The following is a 24,778-nucleotide window of genomic DNA, read 5'->3' as shown; positions in this document are numbered from 1 at the left end:
GGTGGGCGGGGTCACAGGTTAACCACGGCTGAACCGGCGGTGAACCCACGACGGTGGGCTGAACGGGTGAGTTCCGGCGCAGGGGACAGTTTCCCCGCGTGCAGGTCCAGCACCCGGTCGGCCCGGTCCACGCCCTCCTCGCGGTGGGCCAGCAGCAGGACCGCGCGCCCGGACCGGGCCTGGAGCAGGTCGGCCACCAACTGCCGCCCGGTCTCCTCGTCCAGCCCCTCAGACGGCTCGTCCAGGACCAGCACGCGCACGTCGGCCAGCAGGGCCCGGGCCATCGCCAGCCGGCGCCGCTCCCCGCCGGACAGGGGCGCCCCGCCGTCACCGACGGGGGAGTCCAGTCCGCGGGGCAGCGCCCGCAGCCACCCGCCGAGGCGGACCCGGTCCAGGACGGCCAGCAGGTCCGCGTCGGTGCTGCCCGGCGCGGCCAGCAGCAGGTTCTGCCGCACCGAGGTGGCGAAGACGTGCTCGTCGTCACCGACCCGGCCCACGACCGAGCGGACGTCGTCACCGGCCAGGGTGCGGGTGTCCACGCCGTCGAGCAGGACGACCCCGCCGGCCGGGTCCAGGAAGCGCTGCAGCACCGCGGCCAGCGTCGACTTGCCCGACCCCGAGCGCCCGCGCACGGCGACGACCTCCCCGGCGGCCAGGTCCAGGTCCACCCCGTCCAGGCACGGGGAGGCGGCCGAGCCGTCCCAGTCGGCGACCAGTCCCCGCAACCGCAGGACCGTCGTGGTCGGGGCCGGCAGCGGCGCCGGGACGGCCGGTTCGGCGGCGGGCACGGGCGTGGCCAGCAGGGCGGTCTCCCGCTCGCGGGCGCGGCGGGCGCGCACGGCGGCGCGGGCCGCGTCGGGCAGGGCGCGGGTCGCGTCGGCCAGGACCACCCCGGCCAGCACCGCCGCCGCGACCCAGGCCACCGGCGGCGCGCCTGCCACGGCCCCGGCCCCGGCGGGAGAGCCCACCAGCGGCCCGGCGACGGCCGCGGCGCCCAGGGCCACGAGCCCGGCCCCGGCGGCGGTCAGCGCGGCGGTGCCCGCGGCGGCCCGGGCGCGGCGGCGTTCGGCCGCCCCCAGCGCCGACTGCCGCTCGCGCACGGTGTCCAGCGTCGGTCGCGCGGGCAGCCGCTGCAGGTCCTCGACGGCGTCCAGCACCTCCACGGTCGCCGCGCTCAGCGCCCCGGCCCCGCCGCGGTAGGAACCCGCCGCGGTGCCGTCGCGGCGTTCGGCGGCGCCGGCCAGCGCCGGGGCGGCGAGCGCCGCCAGGAGCAGACCGGGCAGCACCGCCAGGGCCAGCACCGGGTGCAGGAGGCCCAGCGCGGCCAGGGCGAGCAGGACCGCCACGAGGGTCACCGTCGCGGGGTGCCGGGCCCGCAGCACGCCGTCCACGCGGGCGTCGACGTCGTCGGCGAGCTGGACGAGCAGTTCACCGGCCCGGCCGGACCGCTTGCGCGACAACGGCCCCGGCAACCGGGGGACCAGCGCGGCCACGACGTCGCTGCGCCAGCGCGCGAGCCGGGCGAACGCGTTGTCGTGGCTGAGCAGCCGTTCCAGGTAGACCAGCAGGGGCCGGGCGGTGGCGCTGGCCCGCACCACCACGGCCGCCACCGACAGCGTCAGGACCGGGGGCCGGTCGGCGGCCGTCACCAGCAGCCACGTCGCGGCGGCCGTGAGCGTCAGCCCCGCCAGGACCGCCGCCACCCCCGTCGCCACCGCCGGCGCCCCCGCCCACCGGCCCCGCCCGGCGGGGGCCGCCGGGACGACGTCGGTGCGGACCCCGGCCCCGGCGGGCACGGGGGCGGGAGCGGGTGCGGGACCGGGCGTGGGTGCCGGTGCCGGTGCCGGTGCCGGGGCGGGGGGACGGGTCAGGGTCGTGGTGCGGTCGGCGGCGGCCAGCAGCGCGGGCCGGTGCGCCACGACGAGGACGGCCAGGCCGTCGGTGTGGGCCAGCGCCGCCAGCGTGGCCACGACGGCCGCCTCGGCGGCCGGGTCCAGGTGGGCGGTGGGCTCGTCCAGCACCAGCGTCCGCGCCCCCAGGTGGGCCGAGAGCAGCGTGCGGGCCAGCGCGACCCGCTGCCGCTGCCCGGCCGAGAGCCCGGCCGCGTGCTCCCCCAGCGGGGTCGCGGGGTCCAGGTCGGCCGCCGCGGCGGCGGCCAGGGCGTCCCGGACGTCGGCGTCGGTGGCCTCGCGCCCGGCGCGCACCGCGTCGGCGACCGTCACGGCGTGGGCGAACTCCGGCCGCTGCGGCAGGTGCGCCACCGCGGCCGGGTCGTGCTCGACGGAGCCGGCGTCCGGGACCAGGACCCCGGCGGCCACCCGCGCCACCGTCGTCTTCCCGGCGCCGCTGGGCCCGGCCAGGGCGTGCAGCTCCCCGGGGGCGACGTCCAGGTCCACCCCGGCGACCACGGCGGTGCCGTCCGCGCGGTGCACCCCCACCCCGCGCAGGTGCACCCCGGCGGCCCCGGACCCGGCCCCTGACCCGGTCGGGCGCTGCGGCAGCGGGGCGGTGAGGACCGCGTCGACGTCGTCGACCACGGCGGTCGCCTCGGCGGTGTCGTGGAAGCGGGCCCCGACCTCCCGCACCGGCCGGTAGGCCTCCGGGGCCAGCAGGATCACCAGGACCGCGGTGTGCAGGTCCAGGCTCCCGCCCGCCAGCCGCATCCCCGCCGTCACCGCCACCAGACCCACCGACAGGGTCCCCACCAGGTCCAGGGCGGTGGAGGACAGGAACGCCACCCGCAGCACCGCCAGCGTCGCGCGCCGGTGGGCGTCCGTGGCCGCGGCGACGGCGGCCACCTGCCGCTGGGCCCGGCGGTGCGCGCGCAGCGTCGGCAGCCCCCGCACGGTGTCCAGGAAGTGCGCGGCCAGCGTCCGCTGCGTGCGCCACTGCCGGTCCGCCCGCGCCTGGGTCGCCCGGCCCAGCAGCACCGCGAACACCGGCACCAGCGGCAGCGTCAGCAGCACCGTGACCGCCGACTCCAGGTCGGTCAGGGCCAGCAGCAGCAGCACCACCGGCGGCAGCAGCACCCCCGGCACGAGGGCGGGCAGGTACCGGGTGAACCAGCCGTCCAGCGACGGCAGCCCCTGGGTCAGCAGCGCCGCCAGCCGCCCGCGCCCGAAGCGCTCGGACCACGCCGGGCCCAGGCGCACCGCCCGCTCCAGCACCCGCAGGCGCAGGTCCTCGCGCACGGCGCTCGCGGTCCGCTGGGCCAGCCGGGTCGCGGCCCAGGAGGTGAGGACGCGGACGGCGACGGCGACCAGCAGCAGCCGCAGCCCCGCGGTCGGGTCCGTGCGCTGCCACAGGGACACCACGACGTCGGCCAGGGCCACGGCCTGCAGGACCAGGGCCCCGGCGCCGGCGGCCTCGACCACCCCGATCGCCGCGATGCCGGCCCGGGCGGGGCGGGCGTGCCGCAGCAGGCGGGGGTCGACCGGTCCGCGCGGGCGCCGGGGGGCGGCCGGATCGGGGGTGGGGGCGGGGGTGGTGCTCACCGGGCGGTCCGGCCCACCGCGGCGGGGCGCCCGACGGGCTCGGGGCCGCTGGCCACCCGGCGGCGGAACACCCAGTACGACCACGCCTGGTAGGCGAACACGCCGGGCAGGACGACGATCCCGGCGACGGTGATGAGGTGCAGGGCCCCCGGGAAGGCCGCGGCCGCCCCCAGGGTCACGTCCCCGGCCGGGGTGAGGGTGCTGCGCAGCAGGACCCAGGCGCCGGTGCCCGCGCCGGTGGACAGGTGGGCGGTGAACACCGCCACGACGCTACCGGCCACGGCCACGGTCGTGGCGGCGAAGGCCAGCACCTCGGCCCGGCGCCAGGCGGCGACGGCGGCCAGGCCCAGCAGGGCGGCCGCGGCGGCGACCACGGCGTGCCCGGCGGCGATGAACAGGGCCAGGGCGACCACGAGCAGGGCCGGGGCGGTGGCCACCGTCAGCCGGCGGGCCCGCCGGCGCAGGACACCGGTGGTGCGCAGGGCCAGGAACGTCGCCCCGTGCACCGTGGTCAGCAGGACGCCGGTGAACCCGCCGAGGACGGCCCACGGCCCCAGCAGCGGGTCCAGGGACCGGCCCAGCCCGCCCGCCCAGCCGCTCCCGAGGACCTCACCGCCGGGGGACAGGGCCAGGCCGGAGACCAGGACGCCGAGCACGGCGCCCCAGGTGCCGGCCAGCAGCACCGAGCTGATGGCCAGGGCGCCGTCGCAGCGGTTGCGCCAGCGGGCGGTGTCGTGCTTGCCGCGGAACTCGATGGCCACCCCGCGCACGGCGAGCAGGAGCAGCAGCACGATCATCGGCAGGTACAGGCCCGAGAGCAGGGCCGCGTACCAGTCGGGGAAGGCGGCGAAGGTGACGCCGATGGCGGCCACCAGCCACACCTCGTTGCCGTCCCAGACGGGGCCGACGGTGCGCACGGCGGCGCCGCGCTCGGCCTCGGTCCGTCCCAGCACCGGGCCGAGGAACCCGACGCCGAAGTCGAAACCCTCCAGGACGAAGAACAGCACCCAGGCCAGGACGGTGATCCCGAACCACAGGACGGGCAGGTCCATCTGGTGTCCCTTCCGGACTCAGCGGGTGGTCAGTAGGAGGTGACGAACTCGTCGTCGGCGGTGGCGGCGGCCGGTGCGGGGGCGGGCAGTTCGGGCAGCCCCTTGTGCACCAGCCGGACCGCGAGCTTGACCCAGACGACCGCCAGGGCGCCGTAGACGGCGGTGAACGCGGCCAGGGAGGTGGCGACCTCGGCGAAGGTCAGGCCGGGGGAGACCCCGTCGGCGGTCTGGAACAACCCGAACACCAGCCACGGCTGGCGGGCGGTCTCGGTGAAGATCCAGCCGAAGGAGTTCGCGGCCAGCGGCAGCAGCGGCAGCAGCCCGACCGACCACAGCAGGCCCTGGGCCAGGCGGTGGTCCGGGCGCAGGGGACGGGACTTCCGGCTCACCCACAGGTGGGCGGCGGCGACGAGCACGGCGAACATGCCCACCCCGATCATCAGGCGGAAGCTCCAGAACGCCACGGGGATCTGCGGCACGTAGTCGCCGGGGCCGAACCGGGCGGCGTAGGCGTCCTGCAGGTCCTTGATCCCCAGCACCTGCGCCGAGAACGACCCCTTGGCCAGGAAGGACAGGAACCCGGGGACCTCCAGGGAGAAGGTCGGCCGGTCGCTGCCCAGGGGGGCGTAGGAGAAGATCGAGAACGGCGCGCCGGTCGTGGTGCGGTACAGCGCCTCCGCGGCGGCCATCTTCATCGGCTGCACCTGGGTGATGACCTTGCCCAGCACGTCGCCGCTGACCGCGACGAACCCGCCGCCGGCCAGGGTGGCCCAGGCGCCGAACCGCGACAGGGTGCGGAAGGCCGCGAACTCGGCGGTGTCCTCGGCGTACCGACCGCGCAGCAGGTGCCACACGCCGACGGCCATGACGAGGGCGCCCCCGGCCATGACGGCCCCGGCGTAGGTGTGCGGGAACGCGGCGAGGTTCACCTCGTTGAGCAGCAGGTCGGAGAAGTCGCCCAGGCGGGCCCGGCCGGTCTCGTCGTCGATGGTGTAGGCGACGGGGTTCTGCATGAAGGAGTTCGCCGCGAGGATGACGAAGGCGCTGATCGCGGTGCCGACCGCGACGATCCAGATGGTCGCCAGGTGCACCAGGGCCGGCAGCCGGTCGCGCCCGAACCACCACAGGCCCAGGAACGTGGCCTCCAGGAAGAACGCGAGCATCCCCTCCACGGCCAGGGTGGGGCCGAAGACGTCGCCGTAGAACCGGGCGAAGGAGCTCCACGACAGGCCGAACTGGAACTCCTGGACCAGGCCGGTGACCACGCCGACGGCGAAGGTCGTCATGAGCAGCTTGCCGACGAGCAGGGAAAGGCGCCCGTACGTGTCGTCACCCCCGCGGCGGGTGCGGCGCAGGTGCGCCGTCTGCAGCACCGCGGTGAACAGGGCCAGGCTGATCGACAGGGGGACGAAGAGGTAGTGGTAGAGCGTCGTCACCGCGAACTGCACCCGGGTGAGGTCCTCGATCGTCACGTCCTCCGCCTTCCTGCGGCACCTCCTACGACGTCCTGTCGTACTACGACCAACTGTAGTACTGGCACGGGTAGTACGACGACTCGCGTTCGCCGGTGTGGTTGACGTAACATCCGTTCGTGGCCCTGGGGGAACTCGAACGCGACGTGATGGACCGCCTGTGGGCGGCCGGTGAGCCGCTGACCGTGCGCGAGGTCCACGAGCAGCTCGCCGCGCACCGCAAGATCGCCTACACGACGGTCATGACCGTCCTGGACCGCCTGGCCAAGAAGCACGTCGTGCGCCAGGAGCGCGAGGGGCGCGCCTTCCGCTACACCCCCGTCGCCTCCCGCGAGCAGATGGTCGCCGAGCTCATGCTCGACGCCCTCGGCGGCGTCCCGAGCGTCGACGACCGCCAGGCCGCGCTCGTGCACTTCATCGGGGGCGTCTCACCCGCCGAGGCCGCCGCGCTGCGCGAGGCCCTGGACGCCGTGGCCCCCGACCGGGGGAACTCGACCTCCCCGGCCTGAGCCGTGGACACGCCCCGGCCCCGGACGTCGTAGGTTCGGACCGTGACAGCCGTCTGGTTCGCAGCACTGGCGCTGCTCCTGGCCGGTCCCGTCCCGGCGCTGCTGGCGCGGGCCCGCTGGACCTGGCAGGTCCCGCGCGCGGCCCTGGTGCTCTGGCAGGCCATCGCCCTGGGCGCGGTCCTGGCCACCCTGGGCGCCGGTCTGGCCTCGCTGTCGCTGCTGGTCACCGAGGAGCCGGGCTTCCCCTTCCTGGAACGGCACGGGCCCGTGCAGACGACCCTCATCGGCCTGGGCTCGGCGCTGGTGGCCGTGGTCACCGTCCGGTTCTGGGTGGTGGCCACCTTCGTCGGCGTCCGCACCCGCCGCCGCCGCAACCGGCACCGGGACCTGGTGGACCTGTTGCACCGCAACGAGTCCTTGTCCCAGGTGAACGCCGCCCTGCTGTCCGGGACGGGGGTGCGGGTCCTGGCCGGACCGGGTCGGGTCGCCTACTGCGTGCCCGGCGTCCGCTCCCGCGTCGTGGTCTCCGACGCCATGCTCGCCTCCCTGACCCCCGAGGAGGTGCGGGCCGTCCTGGCCCACGAGCGCGCCCACCTGCGCGCCCGCCACGACCTGGTCCTGGAGGGGTTCACCGCCCTGCACGCCGCCTTCCCGCGCGTGGTGTCCAGCCAGGCCGCGCTGGACTCGGTGCGCCTGCTGGTGGAGATGCTCGCCGACGACGCCGCGCGCCGGCGGGCCGGCACGCAGCCCCTGGCCCGGGCCCTGGTGGCGCTGGCCGGGTCCGGTGACCCCGGGCAGGAGATGCCCGTCGGCTCCGCCGCCCTGGCCCGCGTCCGGCGGCTGGCCGCGCGCCCGCCGCGGCGGGGGTTGTCCGCCCTCACCTACGCCGCGGCCGCCGTCGTCCTCGGCGGGCCCACGCTGGCCATCGCCGTGCCCTGGCTGCAGGCCAGCTACCGCGCGCTGGCGCACTGAGCCGCCGGTTGCACTGACTCCCCGGTCGCCGGCGAGCACCCCCGGGCTCCAGGTCTGGACGACGCAGGGCCAGGCCCGTCGCCCCGATGTCGGTGATCGGCGTCGCGATCGTGGGCCTCTAGGGTGCAGCCATGGCAGAGCACTCCATCGCGCGGGTCAAGGTGACGTCGTTCGGTCCCTTCGGTGACGTCGACATCGACCTGGCCCCCGGGCTCAACGTCATCGTGGGGGACAACGCCACGGGGAAGTCGCAGCTCCTCAAACTCCTCTACTCGTGCACGAAGTCGCTCAAAGACGCCGAAGCGCTGACCAGGAAGGACCTGAACCCGTCGATCGCGTCCAAGTTGAACGGCGCTTTCCGTCCCGTGACTCTCGGACGATTGACCCGCCGCGTTCGAGGGCGAGGCGGGGCCCGCATCGAGATCAAGTACTCGGGGATCGCGGACCCGCTGCAGTTCACCTTCTCCTCGCACGCCAAACGCGAGGTCGTGGTCAGTCGAATCCCGAACCGGGAGCTGGCCGATGAGCCGGTCTTCCTGCCGTCGCACGAGCTCATGTCGCACGCAGCCCAGTTCCTCGGGCTCTACGACGCCTACGAGACGGGCTTCGAGGAGACGTGGCGAGACACCACCGCACTCATGCTGCGCCCCGCGCTCCGGGGGCGGCGACAGGAGCAGGCCAGAGCCGTCCTCGACCTCTTCACCGACCTCTTGCAGGGGGGGACAGTGGTGGAGGGGGACGACCCTGGGCAGTTCTACCTCAAGCAACCAGGGATCGGGATCCTCGAGGCACCGCTGCTCGCCGAGGGGCACCGGAAGCTCGCCATGATCGTCAGGCTCATCTCCAACGGGGTGCTGCTGGAGGGTGGTTATCTCTTCTGGGACGAGCCGGAGGCGAACTTGAACCCTGCTTCCCAGCGCGCCGTCGCCGACGCCCTGATCGAACTGGTGCGTAGTGGTTCGCAGATCTTCGTGGCCACGCACAGCATGTTCCTCCTGCGAGAACTGCAGATGCGCGAGGCCGACTTCTCGTCTCGCTACATCGGCCTGAGCCGGCACCGGGAACCGGGCCAAGAGTCGGCGGCCGCCGAGGTGATCGCTGCCACGAGCGAGAACCTGGACGATCTGCCCCATCTGGCCGCGCTCGAGGCAGAGGCGGCTCAGGCGAACCGCTACCTCGCTTGGTGAGCGGGGTGTCCGAGCCCGGAGGGGCAGAGTTCGACGTCGACGGGACCCTCTTCCGGTTCCCGACGGACTGGATCGTCTCGATCTTCGATGAGTGGCCCGTCTACCACGAGGCGGCAGGAGCCCTCGGGGTGCAGGGATGCGACGTCGTGGCGTTGGACCACGACACGCTGTGGCTGATCGAGATGAAGGACTACACCTACCCGGGCGCGGTACCGCCACCTGACCTCGTGCGCACGGTGGGGCAGAAAGCGGTCGGGACCATGGCGCTGCTCTTCGCCCTGCAACGAGCGACCGCCGACAGCCCGGCCACCGAGTTCGCGAGACGCTGCGCCGGTGCCCGGCGCGTGCGTCTCGCACTGCACGTCGAGATCCCCGACGGGGGCCGGGGAGAGAAGCAGGTGCGGGCGGTGCTCGTCCCGTTGCAACAGCAGCTCAGACGCGCCACGAGATCCTTGCGCCTGGACCGTCCCGTGGTGACCGGCACCTTGCTGGTCGGGGGTGTTGAGTGGACGGCCCGGCGAGACCCGACGACCCGCTCCCGCCACCGGGACAGGTGAGTGCGGCCGTCTCACTGCTGGATCAGGTACAGCTCCAGCTGGACGATCCCCGCGCGCGGGGACTGGGCGTTGACCGCCCGCCAGAAGTCGCGCTTGGCCGACCCGGCGAAGACCCCGGGGGCGGCGACGTCGAGCTGGGCGTTGACCCGGCGGGCCAGGGCCGTCCCGGCGCCGGGGTCCCCGGCGGTGCCGAAGGTCAGGACGAAGGCGGCCCGCCGGCCCTGGGCGGCCAGGTCCCCGACGGCGGCGGCGACCGAGGTGCGGATCGTCTCGTCGTTCGTGCCGTCCACGACCAGTTCCAGCACGACGGGGGCCTGGGCGACGCCGGCGGGCATCGAGGGGGCCGGGGCCGGGGCCGGGTCCGGGGCCGGTGCGGTGACCGTGACGGTGGGGGTGGGGGCCGGGGCGAGGGTGCTGACCGCGGCGGCCACGGGCGCGGGGTCGGCCCCGGCGTGCACGGCCCCGCCGGCGGCCAGGCCGATGATGGTCAGGGCCAGCAGGGCGTCGGCGAAGACCCAGCCGGCCAGGCCGACGGTGCCGTTCTCGGTGCGCTGCAGGCGGGCCGAGGGCCGCAGGGCCGGGCGCCTCACTGGCCCACCCGCGCGTAGCGGCGGGCCGCGAGGTCCTGCAGGGTGCGCGGGGCGACGGCGACGAACTGCTCCTCGACCTCGGGCTCGGGCTCGGGACGGGCCGCGCGCCGCACGACCGGTTCGGGACGGGGCTCCAGCCGGGGCTCGGGACGGACCTCGGACCGGACTTCGGATCGGACCTCGGGGCGGACCTCGACCCGGGGTTCGGGGCGCGGCGCCGGCCGGCGGGCGGGCACCGCGGGCCGCTGCTGCTGGTGCTGCTGCTGCTGGCGGGCCGAGGCCAGGGCGATCCGCTCGGGCAGGGCCTCGACCTGGTGGGTGAGCTGGTCCATGACGCCGTCGACGACCGAACCGAGCTCGGAGTTCAGGGACTGGCTCAGGGTCTGGGTGAGGTCCTGGGTCAGGGTGCGGCTGGCGTCGCGGTAGGCGCGGTTGACCTGCCGCACGTGGTCCTCCCCGGCCATGGCCAGGGTCTGGGTCACCGCCGCCGAGACGTCCTCGCGCAGCGTGGAGCCGATGCTGCGCAGCGCCCGGCCGGTCGCGTCGGCGTGCTCGTGCTGGACCTTCTCCAGCCAGCGCGGCACCGAGCGCATGTCGTGGGCGGCCTCCACGAGGCGGTTCTCGATGCCCCGCCAGGAGTCCAGGACCTCGTTCTGGGTGGTGAGCAGGTCAGCCAGGCGCTCCTCGTGGCGGGTGCGACGCTCGGCGGCCTCGGCGGCCGTGGCCAGGACCCGCGTCGCGGTGCCCAGGGCGGACTCGGCGGCCCCGGACGTGCGCTCCACGTCGCGGCGCAGCGTCTCCATGGTGGCGGCGGCGTGCTCGGCGGAGGCGGCGACGTGCTCGCTGAAGGCCTCCCCGGTCATCCGGGTGACCTGCTGGACGCTGTCCACGACGGTGGCGTGCATCGTCTCCACCGACTCCCGGGCCGTGGTGGACAGCGCCGCGACGTGACCGGTGACGGCCTCGCCGAAGTCGGCGCTGTGCTTGCTCATCGTCTGCGCCGAGGAGGACAGCTCGGTGATCGACTCGCGGGTCTGGGTGCTCAGGGCCTCCACGGCGGCCGAGACGCCCTCGACGGCGGACAGGACCCGGTCGCGGCCCTGCAGGCCCTCGCGCAGCGCCTCGGCGGTGCCGGCGCGGACCTGCTCCAGGTGCTCGGTCAGGGTGCGGGTGGAGTCGGCCAGGGTGGCGGTGTGCTGCTCGCGGTCGGCGGCGATCAGCGCGCCGTGGGTGGCGACGGCCTGCGTGACGGCGGCGCCGAGCTCGGTGGCCGCGCGGGCCACGTCCGCGCCGCCGGTGTTGGCGGCCTCGGCGGCGGTGATGGCGTGCTGGGCCGAGGAGCGCACGGTGGCGACCAGCTCGCTGGTGTCGGCGTGCAGGCGGATCGTCTCGGCCACCAGGCGGCCCAGCTCGGTCAGGCCGCGCTCGAAGTGGGCGCCGAGCTGCTCGGCGGCGTTGCTGCGGTGCGGGGCCAGGACGAGGGTGGCGCGGGCGGCGAAGCCGCGCAGGAGCTGGCGGTGGGACTCATCGGCGTGCGCGGCGCTCAGCTCGTCGGCGCGCTGGCGCCGGTCGGTGGCCACGGCCACCGCGATGGCCGCGGCGATGAGCACGACGGCGAACTCCGCGACGCGGTCCAGGGAGAAGAAGGTTCGCCCGCCGAACCCGTCGAGCCACAGCTGCAGGAAGGACTCCCCGTCGCCGGCCTCCCCGGCCTTGGACATCTGACCGTAGGCGCGGCCGGCGAACAGCAGACCGACCCAGGTGACCATGACGGGGGCGAAGACGAGGATGGTGCGCAGCGAACCCGAGCGCAGGACGCTGCGGCGCAGCTCGACCGGGGCGACCGCGGCGTCGACGTCCAGGACGTCGAACAGGTCCGCGTCGGCCCAGCGGCCCAGCCGGCCGTCGCCGCCGCCGGCCTCGGTGCGCACGGCGCTCGCGAGCTGCCCGAGCACCTGCGCGCGGTGCGTGGAGGGTTCGGTGGCGGTGAGCTGCTCGGCCTCCTCGGCCAGGAGGGCCAGTTCCGCCGGACCCGCGGCGGGCGCGTCGGTGGGACGTTCTGCGCTGTCCATGGAGTGGGGGTTCCTGTCCTCGGGGCGGGGGCGGGCTGGGTGGGGCTGGGCTCTTCCTCGGCACGTGCGGCCGCGAGCTTGAGCGGCTGGAGGCGCCGGACGTGCGTCACCCGTCCGGCGCAGCGCCTGAACGCACCGTGACCGGCCGGCGAGGCCAGGTCCGCTCGCCGGGGTCGGTCGCCGGGTCCGGCCCCGGCCGGGCGGGACTGCGCCGATGGGGGGCAGGTGTCTAGATGTCCCGGTGCTCCCGCGGGGACCCGCGGGGCCACCGACCGTGTCCGGCCCGGTGGCGGTACCGCCGTCCGGGTGGTCTGCGCTGGTCCGTCCGGCCCAGTCCGGCCCTCGTCCAGCCCCGTCGGGCGCTGGGCCGCCGGACCCGCACCGGGCAGCCGCCGGGCAGCCCGGGGGGATGTGGGGATCGGTGCCCCGTCCGGGCTCAAGACGCGCGGCCGCAGGGCCGAAGGAGTGTCTGAGCCTCCAGGACCCGCCGGTCCTCACCGCTCAGCTCGATCCCCTAGTTCGTGAACCCGGAGGGTGGCCCCGTGTCCGATCTCACCAGCGTCGCGCTGCACACCGCGTTGAACGGTCTGCAGGCGCGGCAGCGGGCCATCGCCGACAACATCTCCAACATCAACACCAAGGGCTACCTGGCCAACAAGGTGCAGTTCGAGGACGCGCTGGCCGGCGCGGTCGCCGCCGGGGACCCCGCCGCGGCCCTGCGCTCGGACATCACGACGCGCAAGTCGCTGGAGCCGACCCGCGAGGACGGCAACAACGTGAACCTCGACGAGGAGTCGATCTCGAACATCTCGACGAACCTCAGCTACCAGACGGTCCTGAGCGCGCTGAACTCCAAGTACTCGTTGCTGCGCACCGCGATGAGCAGCCAATGACGTCGGATCCCCTGGTCCCGTCCACCGGTCCCCGTCCCCTGACCTGACATCCGGAGCGAACGCATGAGCATCTTCGACGCGATCGGCATCGCCGGCACCGGCGTCACCGTGAACCGCAAGTGGATGGACGCCGTCAGCGACAACCTGGCGAACATCAACACCGCCGTCCGCACCGCCGACCCCGCCTACGAGGCCAAGTACGTCGTGGCCGCCGAGGCCGCCGACGGCAAGGGCACGCAGGTCGCCGGCATCGTCACCGGCAGCGCCGAAGGCCGCCTCGTGTACGACCCGGCGCACCCGCTGGCCGACGAGCAGGGTTACGTGAAGTACCCCGACATCGACATGAGCACGCAGATGATGAGCCTGATCATGGCCCAGCGCGCCTACCAGGCGAACCTGTCGGTCATCGACCGGTCCAAGGAGGCCTACCAGGCCGCCCTGCAGCTCGGGAAGGCGTGAGTGGCGTGAGCATCGAATCCATCGGCGGCGTCGGGGACGTCGCCAGCACGCTGGGCACGCTGGCCACCGGGTACGGCCAGGGCATCGCCGACACCGACAACCTGCAGATGACCACCGGCCTCGGTGGCGGCAGCGGCATCGGTTACGGCGGGGTCGTGAACCCGGCCGCGGTCGCCGGCATCGCGGGCACCGGGCCCTCCACCTCGGTGGACGGCAGCTCCGGTACGGAGTTCGCCTCCCTGCTGGCCCAGGGCCTGGGCGGGGGAGTGGACAGGCTGCAGGGCCTGCAGTCCACCTCCGACGACCTCGCGGTCAAGGCCGCCACCGGTGACCTGACCAACGTCCACGACTACATGATCGCCAGCAACGAGGCCCAGCTGGCCACCCAGCTCACCGTCGCCATCCGCAACAAGGCCGTCGACGCCTTCAACGAGATCATGAGGATGCAGGTCTGATGGCCAAGGCCAAGGGAAGCGCGGCGATCGTCGAGAACGCCAAGAACTTCGTCTCCGGTTTCCGGACGTTTTCGAGCGGTCAGAAGGCCGTCGTCATCGCGGTCGTCGTCGCCCTCCTGGGCGGGGCGGTCCTGTTCTCGCAGTGGGCCGCCAAGCCGTCGTACGCGCCGCTGTTCTCCAACCTCTCCGGCACCGACGCCAGCGCGATCGCCGAGAAGCTGACCGCCGACGGCGTGAAGTACGAGATCGCCGACGGCGGGAAGTCGATCCTGGTGCCGGCCGAACAGGTCGACGCCGAGCGCCTGGCGATGGCCGGCGCGGGGCTGCCCGCCGAGACCAGCTCCAGCTCCGGCACGCTCATGAGCACCGTGGGCGTCACCGCCTCGGAGTTCGTGCAGCAGCAGGCCTACCAGCAGGACCTCAAGCGGGAGCTGGGCAAGACCATCGAAGCCCTCGCCGGGGTGGACTCGGCGGTGGTGAACCTCGCCATCCCGCAGAAGGACGTCTTCCTCAACGAGCAGGACCCGGTCACCGCCTCGGTGCTGGTCAAGCTCAAGCCGGGGGCGCAGCTGTCCAACGACAACGTCACCGCGATCGTCAACCTCGTCGCCGGCGGCGTGCCGGGCATGGACCCCAAGAACGTGTCCGTGGTCGACGACAAGGGCAACACGCTGTCCACCGACGGCACCGGGTCCAGCGCGCAGAACGAGAAGACGAGCGACTACAACGCCGCCGCGTCCTCGGAGCTGCAGGACTACTTGGAGAGCATCTACGGCAAGGGCAACGTCAAGGCCACCGTCAAGGCGACGCTGGACTTCGACGACAAGACCGTCCAGTCCAAGACGTACACCCAGCCGCAGAAGATCGACCCGCTGGCGCAGTCGAAGACCACCGAGGTCTACAACGGCACCACCGGCACCGGTGCGGCCACCGGCGTCCTGGGCCCGGACAACATCGCCGTCCCCGGCGGCACGGGCACCGGCAACGGCGGGTACTCCAAGACGTCGGAGACGAACGACAACTCGATCGACGAGACGCAGACGGTCATCAAGCAGGCTCCCGGCAAGGTCGTCAAGCAGACCGTCTCGGTCGTGCTGAACGCCGGCGCCAAGGGGGCGGCGGGTGCCGCGGACGTCAACCAGGTCACCCAGATCGTCAACCAGGCGGCCGGGATCGACCCCACCCGCAACGACACCGTCTCGGTGGTCAAGACCGCCTTCGACGACACCGCCGCCACCGACGCGGCCGCCCAGCTCGCCGAGGCCGGCAAGGCCGAGAAGCAGGACGCCCTCATCGGCTACGCCAAGACCGGGGCCCTGGCCCTGCTCGTCCTGATCATGCTCATCGTGATCCTCGTCGCCTTCCGCCGCCGCAAGGTGGAGACGGTCGACGTCCTGGACGTCGACCCCCTCCAGCTCGGGGACATCACCGCCCCGGCCGACGGGCTCAAGGAGATCGCCCCCGCGGTCGAGAAGCAGGTGGCGCTCGAAGCAGCACCGGTGGACCCGGCCCTGGAGGCCGCGGCCGCCCGCCGCACCGAGGTCGTCGAACTCGTCTCCCGCCAGCCCGAGGAAGTCGCGGAACTGCTCCGCGGCTGGCTCGCCGATCGGAGGTCCTGAGCCGTGCCGTCCACCGAGCTCGAGGTCGCACCCCTGACGGGGGCGCAGAAGGCCGCCGTCCTGCTCCTGCAGGTCGGTCAGGAGAACGCCGCCAAGGTGCTGGGTCACCTGCGGCCGGCGGAGATCGAGGAGCTGACCACCGAGATCCTGCGGCTGCGCGCGGTCACCCCCGAGGTGGCCGGCGTCGTCCTGGAGGAGTTCCACGGGATGATCGCCTCGCCGCTGCGCGGCGGGCTCGGTGGCCTGGACTACGCCCAGTCCCTCCTGGAGGGGGCCCTGGGCGCCGACGGGGCCGCGGAGGTCCTGGGCCGGGTGGCCGAGGCCGCGATCGTGCAGCCCTTCCAGTTCCTGCATCAGGCCGACCCGCAGCAGATCCTCACGTTCCTCACCGGCGAGCACCCCCAGACCATCGCCCTGGTCGTGGCGCACCTGCGCCCGGACCAGGCCTCGATGATCCTCGGGGGGCTGACCGCCGACATGCAGGCCGACATCGCGCTGCGCATCGCCACGATGGAGGCCACCAGCTCCGAGTACGTGCGCCTGGTCGAGGACGTCGTCCAGCGCCGCACCTCCACGGTGCTGCAGGCCAAGACGAACACCGCCGTCGGCGGCGTCCAGCCCCTGGTCGACATCATCAACCGCGCCGACCGCGGCACCGAGCGCTCCATCCTGGAGGGCCTGGCGACCAAGAACGCCGCGCTGGCCGAGGAGATCCGCGGGCTCATGTTCGTCTTCGAGGACATCACCACCCTCGACGACCGCGCGATCCAGCTCGTCCTGCGCGGGGTCGAGACCGCCGACCTGGCCACCGCCCTCAAGGGCGTCACCGAGACGGTCCGGGACAAGATCCTCAAGAACGTCTCCGAACGGGCCCGGGAGAACCTGCTCGACGAGATCGAGCTCATGGGCCCGGTCCGCATGTCCGCGGTCGAGGAGTCCCAGCAGAAGGTCGTCGCGATCATCCGCCAGCTCGAGGAGTCCGGCCAGATCGTGCTGACCCGCGGTGGGGACGATGACTTCGTCGCCTGACTACTCCCGCACCGCTTTCCGTCCCGCCGACACCCGTCCGGCCACCACCCGCGAACCGCGCGTGTTCGTCGCCGTCCCGGCGGCGGCGAGCACGTCGGCGCGGGGGTTCGTCGGCCTGGACCTCGCCCCGCGCGAGGACACCGCCGAACTGGCGCAGCTGCGCGAACGGGCCCGCACCGAGGGCTACGCCGCCGGCTGGGCCGCCGGCATGCGCCAGGCCGCGGTCAAGGCCCAGGCCGAGCTGGAGGCCCAGCAGGAGGCCGCGCTCGTGGCCGCCCGCCTGGACCGCGACGAGCGCCGCGCGGCGCGCGGGCGGGCCGAGGAGGCCCTGCTGGCCGCCGCCGACGCCCTGCGCGCCGAACGCGACCCCGCCATCGGTGCCCTGGCCGACACCGTCCTGGAACTGGCCCTGGAACTGGCCGGGGCCGTCCTGGACCGCGAGGTGCAGCTCATGGACTCCCCCGTGGGGGAGGCCGTGCGCCGCGCCCTGGCGCCCCTGGACGCCGAGAAACCCGTCACCGTGCGCGTCAACCCGGCCGACTTGAGCGCCCTGACGGGTGACGCCCTCAAGGGTCGGCACGCGTCGTCCGATGCAGAACTCGTGAGCTTCCTCCCCGATCCCACCGTGCACCCGGGTGACGCGATCGCCCGCCAGGGCGACACCGAGGTGGACGCCGGCCTGCGCGCCAGCGTCGCCCGGGCCCTGGCCGCCCTCGTCGGAGAGGGCGAGACCGGAGCGCTGGCGTGAGCGCGCTCGCGACCGGCCTGTTGTCCGAGCGCCTCGTCGCCGGTGTGCGCGAGGTCCTGGCCCCCCAGGTCGCCCGCGCCGCGCTCGCGGCCCGCCCCCTGCAGCGCGGGCGGGTCAGCGCCATCGTCGGGTTGTCCGTCGAGGTCGCCGGCCTGCGCGCGGCGGTGGGGGAGACCGTCCTGCTCGGTGACCCCGGCTCGGCCGCCTGCGTCCCCGCCGAGGTCGTCGCCGCGGAGGGCTCGCGCCTGCGCTGCCTGCCGCTGGGTCACCTCACCGGCCTGGCCGCCGGCGCCCCCGCCGTGGCCACCGGCCGCCCCTCCGACGTCCCCGTCGGCCCGGCCCTGCTCGGGCGCGTCGTCGACGCCCTGGGCAACCCCCTGGACGGGGGCCCGGCCCTGTCGGCCGCCCCCCGCGCCGCCCTGCACGCCAACCCCCCGCCGGCGCTGTCGCGCGGTCGCGTCGACACCCCCCTGGGCCTGGGCGTGCGCGCCCTGGACACCCTCGTGCCCGCCGGGCGCGGCCAGCGCTTCGGCATCTTCGCCGGCTCCGGGGTCGGGAAGTCCTCGCTGCTGTCGATGATCGCCCGCGGCACCTCCGCCGACGTGTCCGTGCTCGCCCTCATCGGCGAACGTGGCCGGGAGGTCCGCGAGTTCCTCGAGGACGACCTCGGACCCGAGGGCCTGGCCCGCTCCGTCGTCGTCGTCGCCACCTCCGACGAGGCCCCCGTGCTGCGCCTGCGCGCCGCGCTGACCGCCACCGCCATCGCCGAGTCCTTCCGCGACCTGGGCGCCGACGCGGTCCTCATGATGGACTCCCTGACCCGGGTGTCCATGGCCCAGCGCGAGATCGGCCTGTCCGTCGGGGAACCGCCCGCCACCCGCGGCTACCCGCCCAGCGTCTTCGCCCTCATGCCCCGCCTGCTCGAACGCGCCGGGCCCGGGGTGAGCGGGTCCATCACCGGCATCTACACGGTGCTGGTCGACGGGGACGACCACAACGAGCCCATCGCCGACGCGGCCCGCTCCATCCTCGACGGCCACGTCGTGCTGGACCGGCGCCTGGCCACCGCCGGGCACTTCCCGACCATCGACGTCCTGGACTCCGTCTCGCGCGTCGCCGGCCGCGTCACCGGCCCGGACCAGAAGGCCGCCGCCACCGCCCTGCGCCGCGTCCTGGCCGCCCACCGCGACGCCAAGGAACTCATCGACGTCGGCGCCTACCAGCCCGGCGCCAACGCCGAGGTCGACGCCGCCGTGGCGCACCTGCCGGCGATCAACGCCTTCCTGCGCCAGGACATCCACGACATCACCCCGCCCGCCCAGGCGTGGGCCCAGCTGCAGCAGCTGGTCACCGGCTTCGGAGGTCACCCGTGAGCGCCACCCGGGCCATCATGGCGCTGCTGAAGCTGCGCAAGGTCCAGTCCGACCAGTTCAAGGTCGACGTCGCCGCCGCCAACGCGGTGCTGCGCAACGAGCAGCGGCGCGCCGCCCGCGTGCGCCACGAACTGGGCGAGGCCCACCTGAGCGACGAGACCATGGCCGCCTGGACGGCCTCCATCGCCCGCCGCGCCGCTCTCGTCTCCGACCTGGAGGGCGCCCGCGCCCTCGTGGCCCGCGCCGAGGTCGACCTGGGGGACAAGCAGGCCGCCTGGGCCCGCGCCCGCCGCGCCGAACGCTCCCTGGAACGCGTCGTCGAACGCCACGAACGCGCCCAGGAGGAGGCCGCCCTGCGCGCCGACCAGAAGGCCCTCGACGACCGCACGGTCGCCGAGTTCGCCGCCCGCGCCCGCCGCCGGGCCCAGCTCGAAGGAGGTGACGTGTGAGCGGCATCGCCGAGGTCCAGGCCCGCATCGCCGACATCGAGGCCCGCATCGCCCAGTTCACCGGCGCCACCGGCCGGGCCCTGGCCACGATCCCGGTCGCGACCCTGCAGAAGGGCTCCGCCACGACGTCCGCCACGACGTCCGCCACCTCGTCCGCCGAGGCGGGGCGGTTCGCCGAGGTCCTGTCCAGCACCGGGTCCGGCGTCGGGGCCAAGGCCTCCGGCGCCGTCGACCGCGGGATGCGCGTGCTCAACGAGGCCCTCCTGGGCCCCGGGGCCGGCTCCACCGGGCAGCGCCTGCTCGACGTCGCCTCCCGGTTCAAGGGCGTGCCCTACCAGTGGGGCGGCACCACCCCCAGCGGCTTCGACTGCTCCGGGCTCATCCAGTACGCCGGCCAGCAGATCGGCCTGTCCCTGCCGCGCACCGCGGCCCAGCAGGCCACCGTCGGCACCGCCGTGCCCTCCCTGGACAAGGCCCGCCCCGGCGACCTCGTCGTGCTGGAGAACGGCCACCACATCGGCATCTACGTCGGCAACGGGCAGATGCTGCACGCGCCGAAGACGGGCGACGTCGTGAAGATCTCCAAGGTCTGGGAGACCCCCGTGACCATCCGCCGCCTCGGTGCGGCCGCCGCCACCACCGCCGCGGGCGTCGGCCTGGCCGCCACCGCGGTGGCCGGCCTCGGCGGCGCGACGGCCACCGACGCCTCCGCCTACGTGCGACCGGCCGCCCTGTCCGCCGGCGCCACCTCGACGTCGGCCCCCTACGAGAGCGCCTTCAGCGCCGCCGAGGCGAAGTACGGGCTGCCCGCCGGGCTGCTGCGCGCCGTGGCCAAGCAGGAGTCCGGCTTCAACCCCGCCGCCCGCAGCCACGCCGGCGCCACCGGGCTCATGCAGTTCATGCCCGCCACCGCCCGCGGCCTGGGCATCGACCCCACCGACCCGTTCGCCTCCATCGACGCCGCCGGCAAGTACCTCTCCGGGCACCTGAAGACCTTCGGGTCGGTCTCCCTGGCCCTGGCCGCCTACAACGCCGGGCCGGGCAACGTGAAGAAGTACGGCGGCATCCCGCCCTTCGCCGAGACCCAGAACTACGTCAAGAAGATCACCGCCGACCTCGGGAGTGCCGCGTGAGCGCCAACCTGTCCGTCACCACGCTGCCGTTCCCCGTCTCCGCCCGCGAGGGGACGCGCTCGTCGGCCTCCGGCGGCTCCGCCGGGTCCGGTTTCGCCGACACCCTCGGCCAGGCCGTGCAGGACCTGCGCACCCCCGCGCGCGACACCCGGGACGACCGCCCGGTCCGCGACGACCGCCCCGACGCCTCCGCGGCGACCGAGCGGGCCGTGGACAAGAGCGCCGACCGCGTCGCGGGCCGCCGCGAGGACCGTCCCGCCGACCGTCCTGAGCGCCCCCAGGCGCGCCCGGCGGCCGGGGGCACCGAGAAGGCGCAGGAACCCACCCGCCCCGCCACGACCCGCGCGGCCGGTGCGAAGACCACCGCCACGACCACCACCGAGGCCACGGACGCGCCGGACGAGACCGCCGCCGAGGCCACCACCGCCACCACCGACGCGGCGCCGGCCGTCCCCCTGGACCCCGCCCTGCTCGGCCTGCCCGCCGCCCTGCGCGCGGTCCTGGCCCCCAAGACCGCGCCGGGCCTGTCGGGGGAGACCGCCGGGACGCCCGTGACGGGTGTGGCCGGCGCGACGGGGGTGCAGACGACGCAGCCGCTCGTGGACGCCGCCCCCACCGCCACCACGACCGCGGTGGCGGAGCTGCCGGCCGCCACCACCGCTGCCGCTCCCGTCGCCGTTCCCGTCGTCCCCGCGGGGACGACCGGCGCGTCCGTGACCCCCGAGGCCGCCGGGGCGCCCGCGACCGGCACCGCGACCGCACCCACCACCCCGGCCACCCCGGCCGGCGCGGCCGACGGTGCGGACGCCGTCGCCACGGCGCTCGCAGGGGCCACCGTCACCTCCACCCCGGCGCCCGGCGCCGTGACCCCTGCGCCGGTCCAGACCGCGGTGACGGGCCTGCCCCAGCACGTCCGTCCCGCCGACGCCGAGCAGGCGCCGACCACCGCCGGGGCCGTTCCCACGGCCGTTCCCGCGACCGGCCCGGCCGCGAGCACGCCCGCGACCCCGGTGGTGGCCCAGGCCGCGGCCGCCCAGGCGCCCGCCGCCCCCGCCCCCGCCCAGGCCACGGCCACGGCCCCGGCCCCCGACGCGGTCCCCGCCGCGACCGCCCCGGTCACCCCGGCCGCGGATCAGGCCGGCCCGGGCACCGGCGACGGTGCGGGGGACGGGCAGCAGCAGGGCCAGGAGGCCCGGCAGGCCGCGGCGACGCCGGTGCCGACCGCGCCCCGCGCCGCCGCCGGGCAGGCCCCCGTGCAGGCCCCGCCCGTCGTCCTGGCCGGCAGCCCGGCCGTCACCCAGCCCCTCGCCCCGCCCGTGACCGGTGCGGCGCAACCGGTCGCGGCTGCGGTGAGCACCGACGCGGACGTGCCCGCAGGGCTGCTGCCGACGGCGCCGCCGTCGGTGACGGGGGCCGGGACGGTCACCGCTCCGGCCGCTCCGGTGGCCTCCACCCCGCCGGCCCCGCTGCCGCTGACCAACCCGGCCGCCTTCGCGCACGGGGTCGCCGGCCGCCTGGACGACCTGCCCGCGGCCGACGCCGTGCACCGCATGTCGGTGGAGGTGAACCCGCAGGGCCTGGGCCCGGTGAAGGTGACCGCCGAGGTCAGCGGGGGAGCGCTGCACGTCTCCCTCAGCGGGGCCTCCGAGGCCGCCCGCCACGCCCTGCGGGCCGCCGTGGGGGACCTGCAGCGCGAACTGTCGACCGGCAGCTGGACCCAGACGACCGTGGACGTGCGCTCCGACACCGGCTCGGCCCAGCAGGGCCGCTCCGGTGAGGCCCCCTCCGGCGGTCAGCAGGGCCCGGCCGGCGGGCAGCAGGGGTCGGGGCCGCGGTCGGCCGCCGCCGAGGCCGGGGCCAGCGCCCGTTCGGCCTTCTCCAGCGCCGCGGCCGAGCGCCGCACCGCCCGGGAGGCCGCCGCCGCGGCCGCCGGCCGGGTCGACCTGAGCGTCTGAAGCGTTGCAGGGGCCGGGGGCACCCGGTCGGAGGACACCGGTGCCCCGCTCGGGCTACAGACCTTCACCCGTTCGTCCGAAAGAGGAACCATGACCATCGATGCGGCCGGCGGGGCCAACCCGTACGCCTCCTTGATCGCGAACTCGGACGTGCTCACGCAGACGAACGCGGCGAAGAACGCGGGCCGGGCCGACACCTCCGCGCTCGCGCAGCAGAAGACCAAGGACGACAAGGACATGTTCCTCAAGCTCCTGGTCGCCCAGCTGCGCTACCAGGACCCGTCCAAGCCGGCCGACACGACGCAGTTCATGGCCCAGACCGCGCAGTTCTCCGCGCTGGAGGCCATGCAGGACGTCGCCAAGCAGTCGACGTCGATGGTCGCGGCGCAGAACAAGCTGCAGGCCAGCGCCCTCGTCGGGCAGCACGTGTCCTACACCGGCGAGGACGGCAAGGTGGTGACCGGCGAGGTGACGTCGGTGTCCTTCACCCAGCAGTCCGCCGGCGGCACCGCCGGTGAACCGGTCCTGAACGTCGGCGGGGTCAGCGTCGTGCTGTCCAAGGTGACCGGGGTCGGGACCATCGACGCGGCCGCGCTCAACGCGGCGGCGGAGAAGGAGGCCGCGCAGGCCCGGGCGAAGACCCAGGCCCCGACGGGCCCGCAGACCCCCGCCGCGAACGCCACCACCGGTTCGCCCACCACCGGTTCGCCCACCACCGGTTCGTCCGCCACGCCGACCGGCACCCCGGGCACCGCCGGTGCCACGGGCACGTCCGGTGCCACCGCCTCCACCCAGACCACCGGCCCGTCCGGAACCACGGCGACGTCGAGCCCCACGGCGACGTCGAGCACCACGCCGTCCGCCTGAGTCCCGCCCGCCCCTCCCGTTCCCCGTCAGCCCCTCGAAAGGTCTGAAACATGCTCCGCTCCATGTTCTCCGGTGTCAGCGGTCTCCGTTCGCACCAGACGATGATGGACGTCGTCGGCAACAACATCGCCAACGTCAACACCGCCGGGTTCAAGAGCTCCGGTGTCGTCTTCGCCGACACGCTCTCCCAGCTCACCAAGGCCGCCGGCGCCCCCACCGACGCCAACGGCGGGACGAACCCCTCGCAGGTCGGCCTCGGCGTCCGCGTCCAGGCGATCACGCAGAACATGACGCAGGGGTCCGCGCAGGCCACGGGCAAGTCCACCGACCTCATGCTGCAGGGCGATGGGATGTTCGCCGTGCAGCAGGGTGACGGCACGTTCTACACCCGCAACGGGTCCTTCACCCTCGATGCGCAGGGGTCGATCGTGACCAACGACGGTGCCTACGTCATGGGCTGGAAGCCGGGTCCTGACGGTACGGTCAACACGAACGGCCCGATCGACAAGCTCGTCATCCCCGCTGACACCGTCATGGCGGCGACGCCGACGAAGACCGCGACGGTGAGCGGCAACCTGGACAAGACGCAGCCCGTCGCAGACACGACCGGTGTCGAGACGAGCTTCGTCGCCTACGACGACCAGGGCGTCGCCACCACCGTTTACCTCCGTTTGAAGCACACGGCTCCCGACACATGGCAGGCCTCCTACTCCCTCGACCCGAAGGCGACGCCTGCGGTCTGGACGGACTTCGGAGGAACGTTCGACTTCAACGCTGACACCACGGTTACGCCCAACACGGTGACCGGTCAGAAGGCCAGCGTCAAAGAGCTCACGCTGACTGCGGCAGGGCCCATCAAGAACGACATCAAGATCAACCTCGAAAGTCTTTCCTCGTACGTGGGGACCACCAAGGCAAGCACCATCCAGACGGCGCAGAACGGCGCGCCCATCGGCACCCTCACCAGCTACTCCTTCGGCACCGACGGGGTCATCACCGGTTCGTACTCGAACGGGTTCAAGCAGACCCTGGGTCAGGTCGCGATCGCGTCGTTCAACAACGCCGCGGGTCTGCGCAAGGAGGGCAACTCCCTCTACAGCGTCTCGACGAACTCAGGTGGTCCCGTGTACGGCATCGCCGGCCAGGCCGGCCGCGGTGGCCTGCTCGCCGGCTCCCTGGAGATGTCGAACGTCGACCTGTCGGCGGAGTTCACCAACCTCATCCTCGCCCAGCGCGGGTTCCAGGCGAACTCGAAGGTCATCACGGCCTCCGACGAGCTGCTGCAGGACCTGGTCAACCTCAAGCGCTGACGCTGACCACCCGCACCACCACCTGAACCATCGTCTGAACCACCGTCCGAGCACCCTCCCGGGACCCGTTCCGGGAGGGTGTTCGGCTGTCCGGCGCCCACCGCCGGCCACCACCGAGAGTGACTGCGGCAGCGGCATTAGCACGAACGGGTGCACCGTGCAAGCCCCTCTCAGGTCCGATGAGTGCACGCCGATGAACTGGGTGGAACCACCCAGCCCACGGACGGGCGCACCCCGCCTCCACCGCCAAGGACGGACCCCACGTGATCCTCGTGACTCGCCTCAACGGGTCGGTGTTCGCCGTGAACCCCGATCTGATCCAGCGCGTCGACTCGACCCCCGACACGGTCATCACCCTCGTCGACGGCGCCAAGTTCGTCGTCACCGAGCCCCTGGCCGAGATCGTCGAGCGCGTCATGGCCTTCCGCGCGCGGGTCGTCGCGACCGCGCACTCCCTGGAGGAGACGGGGACCGGCGCCGTCCTCGAACTGCCGACCCACCCGAACCCGACCAGTGACCCCACCAGCGGTGCGGACGGCGACCTGCCGGCCCCGGTCCCGCTGCACCGCAGGAGGCCGTGAGC

The 24,778-nt window shown here is 74.5% G+C and carries 22 protein-coding genes; 17 read left to right on the top strand and 5 right to left on the bottom strand.

All coding sequences use genetic code 11. The annotated features are described in order from the left end of the window. Positions 1-11 precede the first annotated feature (11 nt). The 3 genes from cydD to AB2L27_RS14990 are packed head-to-tail and all read right to left on the bottom strand — an operon-like array spanning position 12 to position 6,018. Positions 12-3,494: a thiol reductant ABC exporter subunit CydD gene (gene cydD, locus AB2L27_RS15000; protein WP_370442287.1), complete on the bottom strand. Its 3,483-nt coding sequence runs from the start codon at positions 3,492-3,494 to the stop codon at positions 12-14. Next, positions 3,491-4,546 carry a cytochrome d ubiquinol oxidase subunit II gene (gene cydB / locus AB2L27_RS14995; protein ID WP_370442286.1) on the bottom strand — a complete coding sequence of 352 codons (1,056 nt, stop codon included), beginning with the start codon at positions 4,544-4,546 and terminating at the stop codon, positions 3,491-3,493. The genes cydD and cydB overlap by 4 nt, the downstream gene beginning before the upstream one ends. A gap of 29 nt (positions 4,547-4,575) precedes the next feature. Further along, complete coding sequence (locus AB2L27_RS14990; protein ID WP_370442285.1) at positions 4,576-6,018, bottom strand: cytochrome ubiquinol oxidase subunit I; 1,443 nt, start codon at positions 6,016-6,018, stop codon at positions 4,576-4,578. Between the two features lie 119 nt (positions 6,019-6,137). Between AB2L27_RS14990 and AB2L27_RS14985 the strand changes: the two genes are divergently transcribed. From AB2L27_RS14985 to AB2L27_RS14970, 4 genes are all read left to right on the top strand, one after another. Further along, complete coding sequence (locus AB2L27_RS14985) at positions 6,138-6,527, top strand: BlaI/MecI/CopY family transcriptional regulator (protein ID WP_370442284.1); 390 nt, start codon at positions 6,138-6,140, stop codon at positions 6,525-6,527. Between the two features lie 42 nt (positions 6,528-6,569). Next, positions 6,570-7,499, top strand: coding sequence for a M56 family metallopeptidase (locus AB2L27_RS14980; RefSeq protein ID WP_370442283.1), 930 nt, complete (start codon positions 6,570-6,572; stop codon positions 7,497-7,499). A 131-nt stretch (positions 7,500-7,630) separates the two neighbouring features. Next, on the top strand, positions 7,631-8,686 hold the full coding sequence (locus AB2L27_RS14975) for an AAA family ATPase (RefSeq protein ID WP_370442282.1): 1,056 nt from the start codon (positions 7,631-7,633) through the stop codon (positions 8,684-8,686). Further along, positions 8,683-9,243 (top strand): hypothetical protein, encoded by a 561-nt coding sequence (locus AB2L27_RS14970; protein ID WP_370442281.1) that lies wholly within the window; start codon positions 8,683-8,685, stop codon positions 9,241-9,243. Before AB2L27_RS14975 ends, AB2L27_RS14970 begins: the two co-directional genes overlap by 4 nt. A gap of 11 nt (positions 9,244-9,254) precedes the next feature. Here the strand turns inward: AB2L27_RS14970 and AB2L27_RS14965 are convergent, their stop codons facing one another. After that, entirely contained in the window at positions 9,255-9,833 is a 579-nt protein-coding gene (locus AB2L27_RS14965) for a hypothetical protein (RefSeq protein WP_370442280.1), read from the bottom strand. Then, the gene (locus tag AB2L27_RS14960) at positions 9,830-11,905 is read right to left on the bottom strand and encodes a hypothetical protein (protein WP_370442279.1); all 2,076 of its coding nucleotides are present in this window, start codon (positions 11,903-11,905) and stop codon (positions 9,830-9,832) included. Before AB2L27_RS14960 ends, AB2L27_RS14965 begins: the two co-directional genes overlap by 4 nt. Positions 11,906-12,447: 542 nt before the next feature. Between AB2L27_RS14960 and flgB the strand changes: the two genes are divergently transcribed. From flgB to AB2L27_RS14895, 13 genes are all read left to right on the top strand, one after another. Beyond that, positions 12,448-12,798: a flagellar basal body rod protein FlgB gene (gene flgB, locus AB2L27_RS14955; protein ID WP_370442278.1), complete on the top strand. Its 351-nt coding sequence runs from the start codon at positions 12,448-12,450 to the stop codon at positions 12,796-12,798. Between the two features lie 63 nt (positions 12,799-12,861). Next, a complete protein-coding gene (flgC, locus tag AB2L27_RS14950) occupies positions 12,862-13,257 on the top strand; it encodes a flagellar basal body rod protein FlgC (protein ID WP_370442277.1) in 396 nt (131 codons plus the stop codon). Positions 13,258-13,262: 5 nt separating this feature from the next. Then, a complete protein-coding gene (fliE, locus tag AB2L27_RS14945; RefSeq protein WP_370442276.1) occupies positions 13,263-13,712 on the top strand; it encodes a flagellar hook-basal body complex protein FliE in 450 nt (149 codons plus the stop codon). Further along, the gene (fliF, locus tag AB2L27_RS14940) at positions 13,712-15,331 is read left to right on the top strand and encodes a flagellar basal-body MS-ring/collar protein FliF (RefSeq protein WP_370442275.1); all 1,620 of its coding nucleotides are present in this window, start codon (positions 13,712-13,714) and stop codon (positions 15,329-15,331) included. Before fliE ends, fliF begins: the two co-directional genes overlap by 1 nt. 3 nt (positions 15,332-15,334) lie before the next feature. After that, positions 15,335-16,360: a flagellar motor switch protein FliG gene (gene fliG / locus AB2L27_RS14935; protein ID WP_370442274.1), complete on the top strand. Its 1,026-nt coding sequence runs from the start codon at positions 15,335-15,337 to the stop codon at positions 16,358-16,360. Beyond that, the gene (locus tag AB2L27_RS14930; RefSeq protein ID WP_370442273.1) at positions 16,344-17,108 is read left to right on the top strand and encodes a FliH/SctL family protein; all 765 of its coding nucleotides are present in this window, start codon (positions 16,344-16,346) and stop codon (positions 17,106-17,108) included. Before fliG ends, AB2L27_RS14930 begins: the two co-directional genes overlap by 17 nt. 44 nt (positions 17,109-17,152) lie before the next feature. Further along, entirely contained in the window at positions 17,153-18,481 is a 1,329-nt protein-coding gene (locus AB2L27_RS14925; RefSeq protein WP_370442299.1) for a FliI/YscN family ATPase, read from the top strand. After that, positions 18,478-18,930, top strand: coding sequence for a hypothetical protein (locus tag AB2L27_RS14920; protein ID WP_370442272.1), 453 nt, complete (start codon positions 18,478-18,480; stop codon positions 18,928-18,930). The genes AB2L27_RS14925 and AB2L27_RS14920 overlap by 4 nt, the downstream gene beginning before the upstream one ends. Next, the gene (locus AB2L27_RS14915; protein WP_370442271.1) at positions 18,927-20,063 is read left to right on the top strand and encodes a transglycosylase SLT domain-containing protein; all 1,137 of its coding nucleotides are present in this window, start codon (positions 18,927-18,929) and stop codon (positions 20,061-20,063) included. The genes AB2L27_RS14920 and AB2L27_RS14915 overlap by 4 nt, the downstream gene beginning before the upstream one ends. Then, entirely contained in the window at positions 20,060-22,018 is a 1,959-nt protein-coding gene (locus AB2L27_RS14910) for a flagellar hook-length control protein FliK (RefSeq protein WP_370442270.1), read from the top strand. Before AB2L27_RS14915 ends, AB2L27_RS14910 begins: the two co-directional genes overlap by 4 nt. Before the next feature lie 90 nt (positions 22,019-22,108). Then, on the top strand, positions 22,109-22,885 hold the full coding sequence (locus tag AB2L27_RS14905) for a flagellar hook capping FlgD N-terminal domain-containing protein (protein WP_370442269.1): 777 nt from the start codon (positions 22,109-22,111) through the stop codon (positions 22,883-22,885). 50 nt (positions 22,886-22,935) lie between these two features. Continuing rightward, entirely contained in the window at positions 22,936-24,195 is a 1,260-nt protein-coding gene (locus tag AB2L27_RS14900) for a flagellar hook protein FlgE (RefSeq protein WP_370442268.1), read from the top strand. A gap of 263 nt (positions 24,196-24,458) precedes the next feature. Beyond that, on the top strand, positions 24,459-24,776 hold the full coding sequence (locus AB2L27_RS14895; RefSeq protein ID WP_370442267.1) for a flagellar FlbD family protein: 318 nt from the start codon (positions 24,459-24,461) through the stop codon (positions 24,774-24,776). The last annotated feature ends 2 nt before the right edge of the window (positions 24,777-24,778 follow it).

It is taken from the genome of Kineococcus halophytocola (assembly GCF_041276425.1).
In the GTDB taxonomy this organism is placed as follows: domain Bacteria; phylum Actinomycetota; class Actinomycetes; order Actinomycetales; family Kineococcaceae; genus Kineococcus; species Kineococcus halophytocola.
Note: the sequence above shows the minus strand (reverse complement) of the source record. Positions and strands in the feature narration are given on the sequence as shown.